Raw genomic sequence first — 17,879 nt, forward strand, 5'->3', positions numbered from 1 at the left:
TGGCTTTAATGTTAGAGCAGCCTCTGAGTTAATTATTGTAAATATAATTGTGTAATTTAAAAGTTGATAAATTAGGATGTTAAAAAAAAAAGGTCTTTTTCTTTTCATATTTTATTTATTGCAAATTCAACATAGTGAAGCTCAATTACCGTATAGTAAAACGGTAAAGTATAATAAAAAGTCTGAAGGAAAAGTTATTGCTAAAATGTTAGACGACTTGGGTTATAAATACTATTGGGTTACTGATAGTTTAATGAATGATGAATTAAATTCTAATTTTCACACAGGAAAACTACCCAGATTATTATTAAAAGATGTTTACGTAATATCTGAAAATATTATTAATTCTATTTCAAATAAACAGAAGCAATCAAAACTTAAAAAAGTAAATATTTCATTTAATGAAATAAGAAAAAATACATTGTTAAACTTAAAAGAAGCAAGTAATATATTAATCAATAATAAAGAAGCTCTACTTTTTTTAAATTGGAATGATTTTCTCAGCTCTATTGCTTATGCACATGCATATTGTGACCAAATTATTTTATTTAGAAATGCTCACGGAAATACGGTTAAACGAAACGACAAATTTATAAAAAATAAGCAAAAAGACTCTAAAGTTTTTAATGAAAGTTTGGGAGCCGATGGCTTAACCAATGACCAATGGATGATGCTGACATATGGAGGTGGTGGAGCAGGCGCTCAAGATCGAATGAGGACCAAGGCTAGGCAAAATTATAATACTCTTATAAAGCTAAAAAAGAAAGAAGTAGTTTCAATTGAGGTTGGAGATCTAGAAATAATTAGGACAAATTCTAATATGATAGAGGGCGTCAATTATAAGCATTCTAATATCCCGCCTAAACAATTATCTTTTTTATATAGTAATGACGACGACTTGGTAAAAGGACTTGTTGACTGGGTTATTTATATAAATTCAGGATACTCTGTTAAATTGTCAGACATTTTTAGAGTTGGTTTAGATGATAGTATTTTTATTGATGCTAGTATAAATAAGTTGTTCGTTGATGACAAGTATAGAGTTATATCCGATAAAAATAAAAATACGGTGATTTTAGAATTTTCTGATAGTCATTTTGATAAAACTAAATTTTCTGATATTAGAATTACAAAAGTAATTATCAATCACTCTTTAATTAGATTTTTTGCAGAAACAAATCAATTTAATGACGTAAGGAAAAAAGGGGAAAAAATAATAGCCGTTTTAAGAAATATAGAAGGAAATTTATTGAATAGAATAAACTTCAATATAGACCAAACAAGAGAGGGCTTAAATGAGTATGACGATACTATAATGAATCTTAGTAAATATTAAAATTTCAGTAAAATTATAAGTTGGTTTCATTTCAATTGTAGGCTTCCCTAAAAACAGGACAGTTAATAATTCGAATTTACTAACTTTAAATTCAAACTGTCATAATGAAAAACAGCAAATTTAGCGAGAGTCAGATTATCAAGGCACTCAAGGAAAATGAACAAGGAAGATCCGTAGGTGATCTATCGAGAGAATTAGGAATAGACAAAAGTACGTTCTACTACTGGCGCAAGAAGTATGGTGGCATGGAACAGCAGCAACTTAAACGGTTAAAAGAGCTTGAAGACGAGAACAACAGGCTCAAACAGACGTCTGCCGATGTAAGCCTAGATAACAGGGTGCTAAAATACGTATCGTCAAAAAAGTTCTAAAATAGCAGATTTTTTTATATTTATGTCTATCGCTAAACCGATTTCACAATTTAGACAACACTTTTGTTGGAGTATTATGGGTGGAGAACTGAAAGTACTTGAGAACATAATAGATGCTCAATGGTTTTCAATTAGTAAGGCAATTAAAATGATGTCATTGCTAGACACAAAAGCACCACTAGTTATTAGAGATATGACAAAACAATTATTATATTATCCTGAAATAATTTAGGGAGGATCATTCCTTTTAAGGAAAGATGAAGAAAAATTCTTATTTAATACCATCATGGACATCAATATTAGCAATATCAAGAATATAATTGCACCAAAACACGTTCTATATCCTGAAGCAACCGAAACGGAACAAATTAAAAGTGCAAGAAAAAGATATGGCGTTTGGAATTCAATAAAATTCTGCGGGCAATATTAAGTTAGAGATTTAAAAGCCAATGAAAAAAAATTAAAAACACAGCACGACTTTATTGAATCGAACTTTTAAACTAATAAATGATGCATTGTTAAGAAAAAATTAATAAAACTATGAAATTTTGTCTCTTGCTCTTTTTTCTATTTTTATTTCAAAATGTTACTTTTTCTCAAAAAAAAGAGGGTGAAAGAAACTATTTAATTGATTCAATTTTCAAATATTCAGAAATAGATAGTACAAAAACTAAATACTTTATTGATAAATTTATTTTTGAATCTAAAAGAGATAACAATCCTAAAAATCTTTTCGTAGCGTATCATTTTTTAGTGGTTTATTATTATAAATATGATGACACATTAAAAGTGATAGAAAACACAGATAGACTCTTTGCTGTGGCCAAAAAGAACAATTTAAAGATTGAATTACTAAAGGGGTATCACCTGAAAAATAGTAATTTAAAAATGACGCATGGGCTTGACGATCCCAAAATATTCAATAATATTTATGAAGCCTTAAAAATTGCCAAAGAAATTAAGAGTGATGTCTGGGAGTGTAAGTTTAATCAAGATATAGCGGATTATTATGTTGTTATTGGGGAATTGGATAAAGCAGTTTTTTATTACAAAAAGAATTTATCAATACTCAAAAATCTCACTAATACAAGGGAATATAAAAAGTTTAAAATATGGGGTAGCAATTTAGAGAACACGTATTTGGGTCTAACGGAAATTTATATCCGATTAAAAAAAATAGATTCAGCTAAACTTTATAATACATATGCTAAAACTGTTTTAGATACCACCAAAGATGCTGGTTATAAACAATCGTATAAATTCATGAATAAAATTTATGAATTAGAAATCAATTTGCTTGAAAATAACCCTGATTTAGCTCAAGAACATTTCAAAGAAGCATTCGAATTAACACCAGAATACTATAAGCAGCCAACAAAGGATTTTTGGAAAAATTATTATTCAGGAATGATAAGTTATCATAAGGGGAATTTTGAACAAGCTATCGCCTTTTTTGAAACACTTGATACTGTTAAAATACAATCTTATGAACGTACAGGAATTTTTTATAACGATCTGTACAAAATGCTTTATAAGTCCTACTTAAAGACAAACAACTTAAAAGAGGCGGATTATTATTTTGAAAAACACTTGGCTTCCCTTAAAGGGCAAATGGATATAAATAATACTATCAATTCTAATTTTAAGAAGACTGAAATTGATGATTATAATCAAGAGGTAAAAATGCTGAAAAAGGAAAGGTTAAAGCATCTGCTTACACTATTTATAACTGCTGTTGTAGCCTTGTTTATTATTTTCTTTCTTTCTATGCGGTTTAGGAGAAAACAAAAGGAGGATCTTGAGAAATTAAAGAAACTTGTAGAAAGAATTTCTAAAAACGAGGAAATAATAGCGAAGCCAAAAAATCTTTCTTTAGATATTAGTGATCTTGAGGTTAAAAGAATAGTAGATAAGTTAACAGAGCTAGAGAACAAAAAATACTATTTAAAAATGGACTGTACCGTTTCTAATCTTGCTAAGAAAATTAAAACAAATACTACCTATTTATCTAAAATTATCAATTCTTATTATCAAAAAAACTTCACAAATTATATTAATGATTTAAGGATAGATTTTGTGCTTGATCGATTAAAAGAAGATAATCTGTTTAGAAAATACTCTATACAATCTATTGCTAACGAGGTTGGTTTTAAAAGTAAAGAATCTTTTAATTCTGCTTTTAAAAAACGTGTCGGAATGCTTCCTTCAAAATTAATTAAAGAATTAGATAAAAGCTTGTAAGAAAAAATATGAAAACCATTTTAATTTTGTTGTCTATATTAAAAAAGCCAAAATTAAGACAAATATGATTACTTATAAATTTATCTAGTTTTTATGGGGAACTTCATTTTATATCTATGATTTATTTGCTAACTTTAGTCCTCAGAACACGAAATAAATCAAATACAAAACCTCTAGCAGTAACTTGACAAATCGAGTGGGAACTCAAGATAAAGATGCAAAACTTATTATTAGATTTCATATTACAATATATTCATTTAGATGAAAATGAAAAGAATGCAATTGCTTCCTTAGATATTTTTCATACCATAAAAAAAGGACACATATTATTAAAGCAAGGTGAATTTTCTAACCAAGGATATTTTGTTTTAAAAGGATGCGTTCGTTCTTTTTATATTATTGAAGGAGAAGAAAAGACAACGGCCTTTTACACAGAAATGGAAGGGATTACACCCCAATGCGTAATAGATAATAAACCATCAGAATATTATATAAGCTGTGTTGAAGATTCAATACTGCTTATCTCAACCCCAGACATGGAAGATGAAATGTTTCAAAAGTTCCCAAAGTTTGAGTCTTTATGCAGAATTCTTTCTGAAAAGCTTGTCTCTAAACAACAAATAGATTTTGATAATTTTAAAATATCCTCCCCTGAAGAGAGATACCTTAATTTAGTTGACAAAAGACCAGACCTGATACAACGTGTTCCTCAACATCAAATAGCAAGTTTTTTGGGGATTAAACCTCAATCTTTAAGCAGGATAAAAGCTAGAATTATAGAAAAAAATAAATAAGATATTTTTCTTCACTTAAGTTAACGTTTAATAACATAGAGCATATTTAGTTTTGTCTAACAGTAAAAAAACTAAATATGATACTAAAAGTCTCGTGCTTTATCTTCATTGTATTTCTTAGTGTTACAAAAGTTAATGCTCAGTATACAACTGAAGAAATTAAAAACAGACCTTGTTTTATTGGGAGTACAGCATTTATGCTTATGAATCTAATCCCTGATGACGAAAGTCCAAATTTTGCACAATTAAATTTGGGATATAGAATTAGCCCAAATGATGCTATTTCATTAGAGTTAAAAACGTGGCGATATTTTGAACCTTTAGGGATACCTTATGGGAAATTAAAAACTGACCCGAATGAGAATTTCCCTGGATTCATTCGAGAAAAAGGCTTTGCTGTGGCTTATCAAAGATTTTTATGGAAAGGTTTATACAGTAGTATTCATGTTATGAATGCTTGGCAAGATTTTATAAATGAAGACGGACAAAAAATTGATACAGGTTTTCAGATATTTAATACGTATCGAGTGGGGTATCACATAAAACTATTTAAAGGGAATTTTTTTATAGAGCCATCAATCGCTATTACACATCGTCCATATCACACCAAAATGCCAACTGAATTCAAAAATATGGATGACAAATGGTCAAAACTCTTTTTCGGAGAACCTGGTTTACATTTTGGATTTAATTTTTAAAAAAATGGAAAACACTAAAAACGTTTTATCCAAACTTTGGATTTTCTTAATAGTAAATTACATATTCTGTGATGTTTTTTCATTGTATCATTCAAAATTTTTAAATGAACGGTTAATTGGTAAAGTGATGGAATTGAATTTACAGAAGTATTTCTTATAAGCTTTGCCATAATTACGGAGATACTAATCTTGATAATTGTGCTTACAATGATGATAAAAAATAGAGCTAATAGAATTATTGTATTGATCATTGGCGTTTTATTGATCATAATTCAAATAGGAAGTTTGGCAACAGGAACAAATAGTTCGCATTATGTGTTTTGCACTTTCATAGAAATAAGCACTCTATTACTCATTATTTTTAAAGCTTGGAGATGGACTGAATTAAGAACGTATAACAAGAGCTCAACAAAAGCCTTATAGGCAAGAAAGTGAATAATTCATCGCTACTTTTCTTACACAAGTAAGTTATAAACATTTTATAAAATCAAACAGAAATAAAATGATAAAATTCAAACAAATCACAACTAATATTTACATGTTTAAGTATTACAAAATTAATTAATGAATTGGATATGAAAGGGTAATGAAAAAAAATTAAGAGGGGATTATTGTGGTTGTTAGGAGTATTACCCGCTCAATTTTATAAAATTAAGTACCTACTTTTTTTATTAGAGATTTAAATATTGGTTATTAGTCTAAAAAATTGAAAAAATGAAATCATGAAAAATATTTTAATCGTGTGTTTGAGTTTCATCAATACTATATCCTGTGATAAGGTTTTTGAAGAAAAACAAACCGAAATTAGCAATTTAAAAACGTTTGCAAAAGCTTATGGCTATGTGAAATATTTTCATCCAAGTGATGAAGCCTCAAAAATTGACTGGAATATTTTTGCAGCTTATGGGGCCGGAGAAATTATTAAATGTAAGAGTAATAAGGAAGTTATATACACGCTGAACGAATTATTTAGGCCAATAGCACCTGGTGTTGTATTTAGCCAAACAAAAAGAGCCTATGATTTTGCTAAAATTACTCCAGAAAATAACAAAGGCTATCAATCTACATACTGGCAGCATAGAGGGGTCTCATTATACATGCGTAATCAAAACAGTCCTTACCGTAGTGTACGAGTTAATAGGTATTCAGAAATTGATAAATCGAGTAGTTATAGTACCCTATCAATTTCTTTAAATTCTAAGAAATATCAAGGAAAAAGAATAAAATATACGGGTTGGGTAAAACTTAAGGAAGAATCTAAAGGGAATGGATATTTATGGTTGAGGGTTGATAAATCAGACGGTACTATAGGGTTTTTTGATAATATGGGCTCAAGACCAATTAAAAGTAATGAATGGAAACAATATAAAATTGTTGGAGACCTCGACGCTATAGCATCCAAAATAACATTTGGATCTATACTTGAAGGTAAAGGTGATTTGTATTTGGATGATGCTCATTTATATTATGAAGATAATAATAAATGGATAGAGATTCCATTAAATAATGGCAATTTTGAAGCTAATGAGATAGGTGAACGCAACGAAACATCTGATTGGGTTGGAAGTGGTAATGGTTATTCATTTGATATTTCTAAAACTCAAAAAATTGAAGGAGATAATTGTGCCGTTCTATCTTATCAGGGAATAATAAAAAAAGAAAAAGGCGAATCTATTTTTGATGGAGCACCAGAATTTGGAGAATTAATTGAAAAAGAAATAGGTAATCAAATCTTTTGCCAAATACCATTGAATCTTTATGGTAATGATGAAAATACGTATCCCATTAGTCAGGATTTATTTGTACTACAAGATGCATTGAATACAGTTAGTGACAATACCGCTGATTTACGAGTTCGTTTAGGAAATATCATAATCACATATAACGTTTTTCAACATTTTTATCCCTATTTCAAAGAAGTTGATGTCAATTGGGATGATGAATTGAGTACTGCTTTAAACCAATGTTTTTTTGATAAGACTAATTTAGACCATCAAATTACCTTAGAAAAATTTACGGCACCCTTAAAAGATGGACATATTTGGGTTGCTGGCACAAATTACAGTCGCTATGCGCCTCCCATTAATTGGGAGTGGGTTGAAGATAAGCTTGTTATTACGCAAGTATTTAATGATAGTTTAAATATTGAGGTTGGTGATATTGTTACTAAAATAAATGGTATTACATCGACGGATTACTTTAAAGAAGTTAATTCTAGAATTTCGGCAGGTACATTGGGTTGGTTAAACTATTCAGCACAAAGCTCAAGTTTGTTTGGTGATAGAGATTCAGAATTACTAGTACAAGTAAATAATAAAAACATAACCCTAAAACGAGATAATACTTATACAAATGGCGTAACAGAAATAGACATACAAAAAAATGCCTATAAATTGTTAGATAATAATATCTATTATCTCAATCTAAATTCTATTGAAATGGATACCATAACTAGCCTATTGCCCAAACTACAAAAGGCACGAGGTATTATTTGTGATTTAAGAGGTTATCCAAATAGTAACCATGGCTTTATATCGCATCTGCTTAAGGAAAATGATACTTCAAAAGCATGGTTGAGAACTCCCAAATTTATATACCCAGACCAAGAAAAAGTGATTGGCTATGAAAGACAAGGTTGGGAATTAGAGGCTAAAGAACCCTATTTGGGTGATAAGAAAGTAGTATTCATAATAGATGGTAGAGCTATTAGTTATGCAGAAAGTTATATGAGCTTTGTAGAAGGCTATAATTTGGCGACTATAGTTGGCCAACCCACTGCTGGTACAAATGGTAATGTAAATCCGTTTAATCTTTTAGGAAATTTTAGAATGAGTTGGACAGGCATGAAGGTTGTAAAACATGATGGAAGCCAGCATCATGCTATTGGAATTTTACCAGATATATATGTGAACAAAACAATTGAAGGAATTAAATCTGGAGATGATGAATTTTTAGAAAAAGCTGTAGAGGTTATTTTAAATAACCAAACAAATTAACAAAGCAAAAATTAATTTTTATTTAGCAGTCGATAGCAAAGTTAAAATCACTAAACACTACTAAAAAACAATACAAAGATTTTAATTTAACAAAAAACAATCAGTCAAATCAATCAAATAACAATCAGTTAGATCAATCAAAAAAGAATTCATGAAATCCATATTTAGCGTCTTATTATTTTTAATAATCAATACGTTTTTATACAACCAAACAGAATCTTCTATTGAAGAAAGTAAAGCAAAATATACGGTAATCAAATTAGATTCAAAATTTTTTCCAGATGAAAATCGCACTATTAAAATATCTCTTCCCAAGAATTATGATAATACAAAAAAGTACCCTGTAATTTATACGTTAGATGGTTATTCACTTTTTGAAATGGTAGCCAGTTACACGCATATTTTGGGTAATCAAATCATTGAAGACGATTAGGATTATGGAACCGATGTAATACCCCCAGCTATCGTAGTTGGAATATTTCATAATGATAGGGGTCGAGAAACCGAACCTAATTTTGATGGTTTGTAATATTTAGAAAAAACAAAAATGGTTAAAAAATTTCATAATAGATGAGTTTATGCCCTACATAAATTGTAACTATAACACAAACGGTTATAATAGTATTATGGCCTTGTCTTTTGAAAAAGATTCTAAAATATTTTATAAGAAACTAATTGAAGCATTAAATGTATTAGTTGATACAAGTTTTTTCTTAGGTTATGGAGAAAAAGACAAAGAATTTAATTGGCTTGCTAAAGAAGTTGCAGCTAAAGTACCAAATAGTAATGTTTTGGTTAAAAAGTATTTTTCAAATCATACCGACGTACCAGCATCATGCTTTTTAGATGCTATAAAATATTTATTTAACGACTATCGAAAATTCAATGATTTTAATGCGTTATCAACTGATAGCAATAATGAAAATTACCTATCTATAAATGTTGGAGGCTTTCTATATTGCAGTTTACTCAATAAAGAAGATATGTATTGGTCTTTTGCAAATGGTGTTTCTACGTTTTATGGAGGCTATGTTTTATCGCTTGATACCATACGTGAATTAAAGCTACAATTCTTGGAGGAATTATTGAGAAATCCTCATTTTAATTTTTTAGTAGAGTTTAGAAAGGGAAGAAAATTGTCTGTTAATAATCATTTTTCACATTATGTAAAGAGTGCTTTTCTATATGAAGAAGTAATTAAGAAAAAGGGATTTGAAGATATTTTGGAACTGGTTTACTCTGGTGTAAAAGGAGAGTTGTTTTTTGATAATCTAAACAGGATTTTAAATATCGACAAAGATAATTTTAACCATGCAATGTTAAATTAATAAGCGAATAATTGATTACTGATTACCAGTTAGTTATATACGTTTTTAAGACTATAGTTTTATTAAAAATTAAAATAGCAATCGAAATCGAAAAATACATATGAAGTTTAAATTAAAAATAACTCTGGCGTTATTATGTTTATTTATGCACTTTCAAAGTTTTGGGAATATATTTAAAGATACTCCAAGTTTAAATTTAACACAAACCGATAGTTTAATTTTAAACAAAGAAACTGAGAGTAATATTTTACAGCTTGATTTACTAATATTATACCAAAAACAGTTACTAAGTAAAAGCACCGATTCGATTAAAATATTTAAAAAGCTAGCAATTTTAAATGCAGATTTTGGTCAGGCAAAAGATGCTTATAAATTTACCGAAAAATACATTTCTAATTCTTTAGACTTTTCAATTTTAAACAATCATGCTTACGAGAATATTGAAAAATCTGAAGAGTTCGAGATGCTGAATGAAAAGTACCAATTTAAGTTTGACATCTTTTCTTTGCTATATATCTATATTTCTTTACACGGACTTTTTTTAACCTGAGTTCGATTAATATTAGATAAGATTTAAGTAGTAAAAAAGATAGATTTTCAGTAAATTAAAGTACTGAAATTCAATTTATTAATCTAAAAATCTATCTATGATAATCTACTCTAAAATTACTGAAATATTTTGTATTGTTGATGAGTTTTGTAAAGAATATAGTCAATTGGTTGAAAACCATATGTTGGGCAATCCAGCAAAACGCCCATCAGTTATGAGCACAAGTGAGGTAATTACCATTACCATTTTATTTCAATTAAGTGGATTTAGAACCTTCAAGCATTTCTACCTTTTTTATGTTCAAAAGCATATGAAAGATGATTTTCCAAATACCGTTTCTTATAACAGATTTACAGAGCTTATGCAGCAGGCTTTGATGCCCATGACCTTGTTTTTGAAAACATGTTGCTTAGGAGATTGCACAGGTATTTCCTTTGTGGATTCTACACCAATTAGGGTCTGTAAATCTAAACGAATAGCCAACAACAAAGTCTTTAAGGGCATTGCCACTACAGGAAAATCAACAATGGGATGGTTTCATGGTTTTAAGCTTCACATTGTTATAAATGATAAAGGGGAAATCTTGAATTTTACAATCACACAGGCAAATGTCGATGATAGAACACCATTGAAAAAGAAAAGTTTTCTTGATAAGATATTTGGAAAACTTTTTGCCGATAAAGGTTATATTGGAAAGGAACTCATGCAAATGCTTTTCGTGGATGGTGTACATGTAATCACTAGTATTAAAAACAACATGAAGAACTCTTTAATGTCTATGAGTGATAAAATACTGCTTAGAAAACGCTCAGTAATAGAAACAGTTAATGATGAACTAAAAAATATTTGCCAAATTGAACATTCTAGACATAGGTGCTTCTCAAACTTTATCTCAAATATTGTCGCTGGCCTTGTAGCATACAGCTTTTTGCCTAAAAAACCTTCAATAAAATATCAAACAGTCCATACTAATCAGTTGGCTATTTTTTAATCGAACTCAGGTTTTTAATAATTGTGTTAAATGTAAAAAGGTACCTTGATAGAGCAATTAAAATTTTAATGAGTCTTTTTATTTTTGCGCAATTAGTATTTGTTATAGAATATGTTTTATATGATACTAATATTCAATTAAGATTTCCGCACACCTATTTAATTTCATCTTCTTTGTCTTTAGCCATTGGGCCTTTATTGTTTTTTTATTTTAAAAGAATAACGAACAAATATGTTTTTAAAAGAAAGGACTTATTACATTTTCTTCCTACGATTCTATTACTATTTTTTGTTCTCAGACCAATATATGTTCTTGATGCTTCACAAAAGATTAGGTTAATGCTTGGTTTAGGTACACAAAATATGCATTACGGTTTGATTATTGTCCTGTTAAAATTTATTTCATTAATTATTTATGGAATATTTATAGCGAAACAAAATTCTATTAATAAAGATAAAACTTTAAAACATGATGCTTTAAAGACAGAGCTAATTTGGAACGCTAATATTTATAAAATTTATTTAGTTTATACAGTATCATATATATTTTATTGCTTGGCAATAAGTGGTGTTTTTGTGATTGATTTTGTTGATTTTGTATGTAATATTCATATCCTATCTATAGTGGCTATGATTGGCTATGTCTCTTTTATGCTAATTATGCATCCAAAGCTATTTACCTTTAAAATAATTGATCCTACCAAAAGTGCAATAGTCAAATATTCTAATTCAGGATTGTCAGATACGGCCATTAAAGAACTTACTGAAAAATTAATATACCTTTTAAACGAAGAAAAGATATTTAAAGATAGTTCAATTTCCTTAGAATCTTTGGCAGCCCAATTAGGTACAACTAGAAACAATACCTCTCAAATAATAAACGAATATTTTAATTTAAATTTTTTCGAGCTTATTAATAAACATAGAATAGAAGAAGCTATTAATATTTTTCAATCAGATAAATTTAGAAATCTAAATATAATAGATGTTGCCTTTGAAGTTGGCTATAATAATAAGGTAACTTTTAATAAAGCATTTAAAAAATATACCGGTCAAACTCCTTCTAAATACTTAACAGAATACTTGGAAGTAAAGCTTTAGTAAAACCTTGTAAAAAAAGGTAAACACATGTAGGTGTTGTACTTTTTCAAGAGTAATTTAATTTGTTTTGCCTTGCAATTGTGTAAGGTTAGGTGGCAAAGAACTTTACTAACAACTATTAAGTTCCACTAAACTTTAGTTTATCTCGTGAAGTAATTTTTTGAATTAGTCTTTAAAAAATGTCTTGGTCACCTTCCTTATAACAATCAGCATAGACTAACTCAAAAAATTTTTATTCATGAAAGTAAAAAACTACTATTTTATGCTAGTGCTTTTGCTCTTTGGTTCAACCATTGCTCTTGCACAAGAAAAAACAATATCTGGAATCATTTCAGATGAAAATTCGCTGCCATTACCAGGAGCAACAGTCTTGGTTAAAGGCACTTCTACAGGTGCTTCGGCAGATTTTGATGGGAAATATGCCATCTTAGCAAAACAAGGGCAAACCCTCGTGTTTAGCTTTGTAGGGTATGCTAGCAAAGAAGTTGTTATTGGAGCATCCAATACAATTGATGTTGTATTAAAAGAAGATGCCACAGCATTAGATGAGGTTGTTGTGACCGCAATGGGTATTACTAAGAAAGAAAGAAGTCTTGGTGTGTCCGTTGGTGAAGTTGACAATGAAAGTTTAACACGTGCACGAAGTGCAAGTCCTCTTGATGCGCTTTCTGGAAAAGTTTCTGGTTTAAAAATCACTCAACAATCAGGAACACCTGGTGGAAGTTCTTCTATTATTATTAGAGGTGCTACTTCATTATCTGGAAGCAACCAACCAATTTTTGTAATTGATGGGATGCCTATCAGTAATCAATCATTCAATCAGGACAATATTGCTGGAGGTGTAGATGGTGGTAATAGAGCAGGCGACCTCAATCCCGACGATATTGAAACCATATCTGTGTTAAAAGGGGCTTCTGCAAGTGCATTATATGGAGCTAGAGCCAAAAATGGCGCTATTATCATTACTACTAAAAAAGGGAAAAAGGGTAGTGGACTTAAGGTTGAATTAAATTCTTCAGTTCGTTTTGATTCTCCTTTAAAATTACCAGATTATCAAAATGAGTATGCTCAAGGTACAGCAGGAACTTATGATGTAAATAGTATTAATGGTTGGGGACCAAAAATTTCGGATGTAGCTGATCAAACTTTTGTGGATTTCAAAGGAGACCAGGTTACTTTAACAGCAAAACCAAACAATGTTGAAGATTTTTTTGATACTGGTATAACCAAAATAAATACTGTTGCCATTTCTGGTGGTGATACAAAATCAGATTATAGACTATCTTATACCAATTCAGATGTTAAGGGTATTGTTCCTGGAAGTGAATATAAAAAGAATAATTTTGCTTTAAATGCTGGAAGAAACTTTACCGACAAATTCTCAGCACGAACTAATGTTAGTTATATCAGTTCACAATCTACTGGTAGAACTCAACAAGGTTCTAATGACGGAAATGCGATTGTAAGCAATATTCTAGGTATGTCTAGAACTATTTCTTTTGACGACTTAAGAAACAACTACGTCGATGAAGCAGGAAATCAAATACCATTAACACAAAGGACTAATAACCCTTATTGGGTTTTAAACAAGAACCCTTTTTCAATTGATGTTGAAAGACTTATAGCTAGTGTTGAATTAGAATATAAAATAACAAAAGACATTAAATTAGTAGAGAGATTAGGTACCGACTTTTATAATGAAAGCAGACAAAAGCTTTATGCTAAGGGAAGTCTTGGCACGTTAGCTGGAAGTTTTACAAATTGGGATTATTATAACCAGATTATAAACAACGATATATATATAGCATATAATAAAAGCAATAGTGAAGGTATCTCGTTTAGTGCTATTTTAGGGCATAACCTTTATCAGACAGCGTTAAAAAGAACAACAATTACAGGAGACAATCTTACTGTTGCTGGTCTGTATAATTTAGGTAATGCTGAGAAGCTAAATGGAACAAATTATAGCGCAAGAAGAAAATTACACGGAGTTTATACCGATATAAATTTGGACTATAAAAATACTTTCTTCTTGAATTTAACAGGAAGAAATGACTGGAGTTCGACATTACCAAAAGCAAATAATTCTTACTTCTATCCTTCTGTTAATGGTGCCATTGTTTTTACTGAATTCATGGAAAAAAATGATATTATCAGTTTTGGTAAAATTAGGGGTGGTTATGCAGAAGTAGGTTCAGATGCAGATCCTTACAGTTTGTTGTTTGGCTTTGTGCCTTCTAGTGATTATTTTGTTCAGTATAGTCTGAGTAATAATCTTCCTCAAGGTGGAATTATAGGTTTCGAAGCTCCAAGAACATTGCCTAATGCAAATTTAAAACCCCAAAGAAAAAAAGAATTTGAATTAGGGCTTGATCTTAAAATGTTAAAAAACATTGTTGGAATAGGATTTACATATTATAATTCTGATACTTCAGATCAATTAATTAACATTGATGTTCCCTTAAGTACTGGTTTCTTCAGGAAAGCATTAAATGCTGGAGTTGTAAATAATGAAGGTATTGAACTAGATGTTAATATATCGCCTTTCATTAATAACCTGGGCTCTTTTAAATGGGATCTTGGTATTGTATTTAATCAAAACAAACAAAAAGTTAAAAGTTTAGTTGATGGTCTAGATGAATTTAATTTACAAAGTGGGTGGTCTGGTCTTACAATTAAAGCGGCTCCTGGTGAAGAATTTGGTCTATACGGTACTAAATTTAGGAGAAATGAAGATGGTCAATTTATAATAAATGCAGCAACGGGACTAAAAGAAGTCCAATCTGCGCAAAGATTAGGTAATATTGCACCAGACTGGACTATGGGTATTAACAACTCTTTTACCTATAAAAACTTTGGTTTAGGCTTCCTTATAGACATAAAACAAGGAGGAACATTATTCTCAGGCACAACTGCTGTTCTAAGAGGAGCTGGTTTAGTATCAGAAACCTTAGCGAACAGAGGAGAAACTTTTATCGATACTGGAGTTAACCAAATCAACAACGCAGACGGGTCTGTTTCTTATGTAGAAAACACAACACCTGTTGAGGATATGGAAAATTATTGGTTAAATCAAAGTTCTACTTCAAACACTGAAGGAAATATTTTCGATGCCTCTTATGTTAAGTTACGTGAAATAAGTTTCTTTTATAATGTACCTTCAAAAATGCTTTCAAAAACAGGGATAACAAGTCTAAGATTTGGAATAGAGGGACGTAATCTTTGGATTATTCACGATAATGTTCCACATATTGACCCAGAGGTAAACTTCTTTGGTACTGGTGGCCCAGCTGCAACGGTTGAATTTTCAAGTGTGCCTTCCGTTAAATCAGTTGGGTTTAATGTTAATTTAACCTTTTAAAAATACTACAAATGAAAATTAAAAATATAGTTTTATTCATAAGCATTATCTTCTTTACAGTGTACTCTTGTAGTAACGAAGATTTGTTAAAAGTAAATAAAGATCCAAATGTTGCCACTTCAATTGATCCAGATTTCTTATTTGGATATGCAGCATATTCATGGACTGGAAACAGAACAGGTGGAGATGTATTTCTTCCAATCGGTTGGGCTAGTCAAGCTTTTTCAACAGGCGGTAACGCAGGTTGGGGCTATGGAGAAGATAGGTATGACATTAGTCCATTTTCTATAGGAAACGCTTGGAGTGGTTATTTTGTGAATTCTGGAAATAATTTATACATTGCAATTCAGCAGGCGGAAGCTGCAGATCCCGTAAATAATAATGCGGCAGCTCAGGCTAAACTTACACTTGCAAACGTTATGTTTGAAGTGACCATGATTTATGGAGACGTCCCTTTTAGACAAGCATGGCAAGCAGGAGAATTTACAAACCCTGTATTTGATCCTCAGGAGCAAGTTCTTAATGACTTGTTGGTAATGATAGATGAGGCTCTTGCTCAAATTGATGTAACTTCAATAGTTAAAATTTCCAGTAATGATCCTTTCTATAAAGGCGACATGGCAAAATGGATAAAATTTGGTACATCTTTGAAGCTAAAGATTTTAATGACAATGGTAGATAAAGACCCGAGTAAAGCTGGTGAGATTGGCGCTTTAGTTAATTCTTCAAATCTTATTACGTCACCTGTCGACAACTTTAAAATAGATTACTTTGATGAAACAAATTCAGAAAATCCAAAAAATAAAATTTTTAAAAATTATGCCGGTGGTGTAAATCCTTGGATTTTTGCTAACACTATAGGTTATACATTAATGGATGATCGTTCTGATCCTAGAATACCAATATATTTTGATGCCAATAGGGATGGGGATTTTTTATCTGTTGATACGGCTACTGAGGCATTGTTATATCCCAATGGAGATGTTAAGTCCTCTCCTATAAGTCTTGATAATCTTTGGAAAGTAGATGCTCCAGATTTAATTTTAAGTGCTTCTGAAATACAACTTTTAAGAGCCGAGATTTATGTTCGTGGACTTGGTGTAGCTTCTGATATATCTATGGCTAATACGCTTTATAAAGAAGGTGTTAAGCAATCACTTATGTATCATTCTATTTCTGAGGTTGATGCTGATGCTTATGTGAATGGTGATTTGCCAGATATAAGTGGTATGTCTGCAGTTAAGGCAGAAGAAGAAATTCATATACAACAATGGATTGATTTTCAAGACAGAACACTTGAAGGATGGATTAACTGGCGTCGATCAGGCCCTGAAGGGAGTGAAATCCCTAATTTAACACTTCCTCCAGGAGCGCCTGCAGGAGGCTTATTTAGAAGATATATGTATCCTACTGGTGAATTAAACTCCAATGCTAATGCTCCTGATGGTGGCGATATGTTATTTGACAAGGTATGGGTTGACTTGTAATATTATTTAAAAGGTTTAATAAAAAACCTCTAAATAAACGTTTAGTTTATTTAGAGGTTTTCTGATTTTTTAAGTTTAAATTTTAACCGCACTTTCATGTAATGTATAAAATATCTGTAGATATATTATCAATTTTTTGGTTGAGCATTTTCATCCGTTTTAAACCATCTGATTAAAAAATCATTCATTAAAACATTGAACAGAATACAAACGAAATTTTTGATAATTTAGTTGAGATTAGAAGAAATTTTATGAATATCCTGAACAAGTAGGACATGAAAAAAGAACTTCTAAGATCATTGCAGAAGATTTGTTGAATTTAGGATTAAGTGTAAAAATAGGCTTCGCAGGTTATGGTGTTGTTGGATTCTTAAAAGGTGGAAAAGAAGGCAAAAACATTGCTTGGAGGGCTGAAATGGGTGCGCTGCAAAATGATTTTTCAGATGAAGTATCATATAAATCGAAAAATAAAGGAATACACACATTTGCGGCGATGTCCATATGGCAATCGGGCTTGGAATAGCAAACGTATTAGCTAAAAATAAAGAGTCAATTAAAAGTACTATATATTTCATATTTCAGCCAGAAGAGGTAATCTTTGTGGTGCAAAAAACATAGTAGATAGC

15 protein-coding genes and 1 pseudogene are annotated in these 17,879 nt (G+C 30.4%); all 16 read left to right on the top strand.

Going from position 1 to position 17,879, the window contains the following annotated elements; translation table 11 throughout:
* The first annotated feature begins 76 nt into the window (after positions 1 to 76).
* The 16 genes and pseudogenes from G5V56_RS04895 (at position 77) to G5V56_RS04970 (ending at position 17,776) form a co-directional block, all read left to right on the top strand.
* Positions 77 to 1,336 carry a hypothetical protein gene (locus G5V56_RS04895; protein ID WP_166962366.1) on the top strand — a complete coding sequence of 420 codons (1,260 nt, stop codon included), beginning with the start codon at positions 77 to 79 and terminating at the stop codon, positions 1,334 to 1,336.
* A gap of 104 nt (positions 1,337 to 1,440) precedes the next feature.
* Positions 1,441 to 1,707 carry a transposase gene (locus G5V56_RS04900; protein WP_166962369.1) on the top strand — a complete coding sequence of 89 codons (267 nt, stop codon included), beginning with the start codon at positions 1,441 to 1,443 and terminating at the stop codon, positions 1,705 to 1,707.
* Between the two features lie 76 nt (positions 1,708 to 1,783).
* Positions 1,784 to 1,939, top strand: a complete 156-nt coding sequence (locus G5V56_RS04905) for a hypothetical protein (protein ID WP_166962372.1) — start codon at positions 1,784 to 1,786, stop codon at positions 1,937 to 1,939.
* Between the two features lie 308 nt (positions 1,940 to 2,247).
* Positions 2,248 to 3,948, top strand: a complete 1,701-nt coding sequence (locus G5V56_RS04910; protein WP_166962375.1) for a helix-turn-helix transcriptional regulator — start codon at positions 2,248 to 2,250, stop codon at positions 3,946 to 3,948.
* Between the two features lie 215 nt (positions 3,949 to 4,163).
* Positions 4,164 to 4,742, top strand: a complete 579-nt coding sequence (locus G5V56_RS04915; protein ID WP_166962378.1) for a Crp/Fnr family transcriptional regulator — start codon at positions 4,164 to 4,166, stop codon at positions 4,740 to 4,742.
* Positions 4,743 to 4,819: 77 nt separating this feature from the next.
* Positions 4,820 to 5,440 (top strand): hypothetical protein, encoded by a 621-nt coding sequence (locus tag G5V56_RS04920; protein WP_166962381.1) that lies wholly within the window; start codon positions 4,820 to 4,822, stop codon positions 5,438 to 5,440.
* 4 nt (positions 5,441 to 5,444) lie between these two features.
* Positions 5,445 to 5,863: pseudogene (locus G5V56_RS19040) on the top strand (DUF6326 family protein).
* A gap of 299 nt (positions 5,864 to 6,162) precedes the next feature.
* Entirely contained in the window at positions 6,163 to 8,436 is a 2,274-nt protein-coding gene (locus G5V56_RS04930; protein ID WP_166962387.1) for a S41 family peptidase, read from the top strand.
* 151 nt (positions 8,437 to 8,587) lie between these two features.
* A complete protein-coding gene (locus tag G5V56_RS04935; RefSeq protein ID WP_166962390.1) occupies positions 8,588 to 8,869 on the top strand; it encodes an alpha/beta hydrolase-fold protein in 282 nt (93 codons plus the stop codon).
* A gap of 145 nt (positions 8,870 to 9,014) precedes the next feature.
* Complete coding sequence (locus G5V56_RS04940; RefSeq protein WP_166962393.1) at positions 9,015 to 9,764, top strand: hypothetical protein; 750 nt, start codon at positions 9,015 to 9,017, stop codon at positions 9,762 to 9,764.
* Between the two features lie 100 nt (positions 9,765 to 9,864).
* Positions 9,865 to 10,314, top strand: coding sequence for a hypothetical protein (locus G5V56_RS04945; RefSeq protein WP_166962395.1), 450 nt, complete (start codon positions 9,865 to 9,867; stop codon positions 10,312 to 10,314).
* Positions 10,315 to 10,411: 97 nt separating this feature from the next.
* Positions 10,412 to 11,305: an IS982 family transposase gene (locus tag G5V56_RS04950; RefSeq protein WP_166962398.1), complete on the top strand. Its 894-nt coding sequence runs from the start codon at positions 10,412 to 10,414 to the stop codon at positions 11,303 to 11,305.
* A 68-nt stretch (positions 11,306 to 11,373) separates the two neighbouring features.
* Positions 11,374 to 12,405 (top strand): helix-turn-helix domain-containing protein, encoded by a 1,032-nt coding sequence (locus G5V56_RS04955; RefSeq protein WP_166962401.1) that lies wholly within the window; start codon positions 11,374 to 11,376, stop codon positions 12,403 to 12,405.
* Between the two features lie 238 nt (positions 12,406 to 12,643).
* On the top strand, positions 12,644 to 15,766 hold the full coding sequence (locus G5V56_RS04960; RefSeq protein WP_166962404.1) for a SusC/RagA family TonB-linked outer membrane protein: 3,123 nt from the start codon (positions 12,644 to 12,646) through the stop codon (positions 15,764 to 15,766).
* An 11-nt stretch (positions 15,767 to 15,777) separates the two neighbouring features.
* The gene (locus tag G5V56_RS04965) at positions 15,778 to 17,253 is read left to right on the top strand and encodes a SusD/RagB family nutrient-binding outer membrane lipoprotein (RefSeq protein ID WP_166962407.1); all 1,476 of its coding nucleotides are present in this window, start codon (positions 15,778 to 15,780) and stop codon (positions 17,251 to 17,253) included.
* Positions 17,254 to 17,563: 310 nt separating this feature from the next.
* Positions 17,564 to 17,776, top strand: a complete 213-nt coding sequence (locus G5V56_RS04970) for an amidohydrolase (protein ID WP_166962410.1) — start codon at positions 17,564 to 17,566, stop codon at positions 17,774 to 17,776.
* Positions 17,777 to 17,879: the final 103 nt, after the last annotated feature.

The sequence above is a fragment of the Yeosuana marina genome (assembly GCF_011762485.1).
GTDB lineage: Bacteria > Bacteroidota > Bacteroidia > Flavobacteriales > Flavobacteriaceae > Yeosuana > Yeosuana marina.

Bases quoted from the DNA above. Each gene is read 5' to 3' on its own strand.
- G5V56_RS04895 (WP_166962366.1), top strand. From the start codon at position 77: ATGTTAAAAAAAAAAGGTCTTTTTCTTTTCATATTTTATTTATTGCAA.
- G5V56_RS04900 (WP_166962369.1), top strand. From the start codon at position 1,441: ATGAAAAACAGCAAATTTAGCGAGAGTCAGATTATCAAGGCACTCAAG.
- G5V56_RS04905 (WP_166962372.1), top strand. From the start codon at position 1,784: ATGGGTGGAGAACTGAAAGTACTTGAGAACATAATAGATGCTCAATGG.
- G5V56_RS04910 (WP_166962375.1), top strand. From the start codon at position 2,248: ATGAAATTTTGTCTCTTGCTCTTTTTTCTATTTTTATTTCAAAATGTT.
- G5V56_RS04915 (WP_166962378.1), top strand. From the start codon at position 4,164: ATGCAAAACTTATTATTAGATTTCATATTACAATATATTCATTTAGAT.
- G5V56_RS04920 (WP_166962381.1), top strand. From the start codon at position 4,820: ATGATACTAAAAGTCTCGTGCTTTATCTTCATTGTATTTCTTAGTGTT.
- G5V56_RS04930 (WP_166962387.1), top strand. From the start codon at position 6,163: ATGAAAAATATTTTAATCGTGTGTTTGAGTTTCATCAATACTATATCC.
- G5V56_RS04935 (WP_166962390.1), top strand. From the start codon at position 8,588: ATGAAATCCATATTTAGCGTCTTATTATTTTTAATAATCAATACGTTT.
- G5V56_RS04940 (WP_166962393.1), top strand. From the start codon at position 9,015: ATGCCCTACATAAATTGTAACTATAACACAAACGGTTATAATAGTATT.
- G5V56_RS04945 (WP_166962395.1), top strand. From the start codon at position 9,865: ATGAAGTTTAAATTAAAAATAACTCTGGCGTTATTATGTTTATTTATG.
- G5V56_RS04950 (WP_166962398.1), top strand. From the start codon at position 10,412: ATGATAATCTACTCTAAAATTACTGAAATATTTTGTATTGTTGATGAG.
- G5V56_RS04955 (WP_166962401.1), top strand. From the start codon at position 11,374: ATGAGTCTTTTTATTTTTGCGCAATTAGTATTTGTTATAGAATATGTT.
- G5V56_RS04960 (WP_166962404.1), top strand. From the start codon at position 12,644: ATGAAAGTAAAAAACTACTATTTTATGCTAGTGCTTTTGCTCTTTGGT.
- G5V56_RS04965 (WP_166962407.1), top strand. From the start codon at position 15,778: ATGAAAATTAAAAATATAGTTTTATTCATAAGCATTATCTTCTTTACA.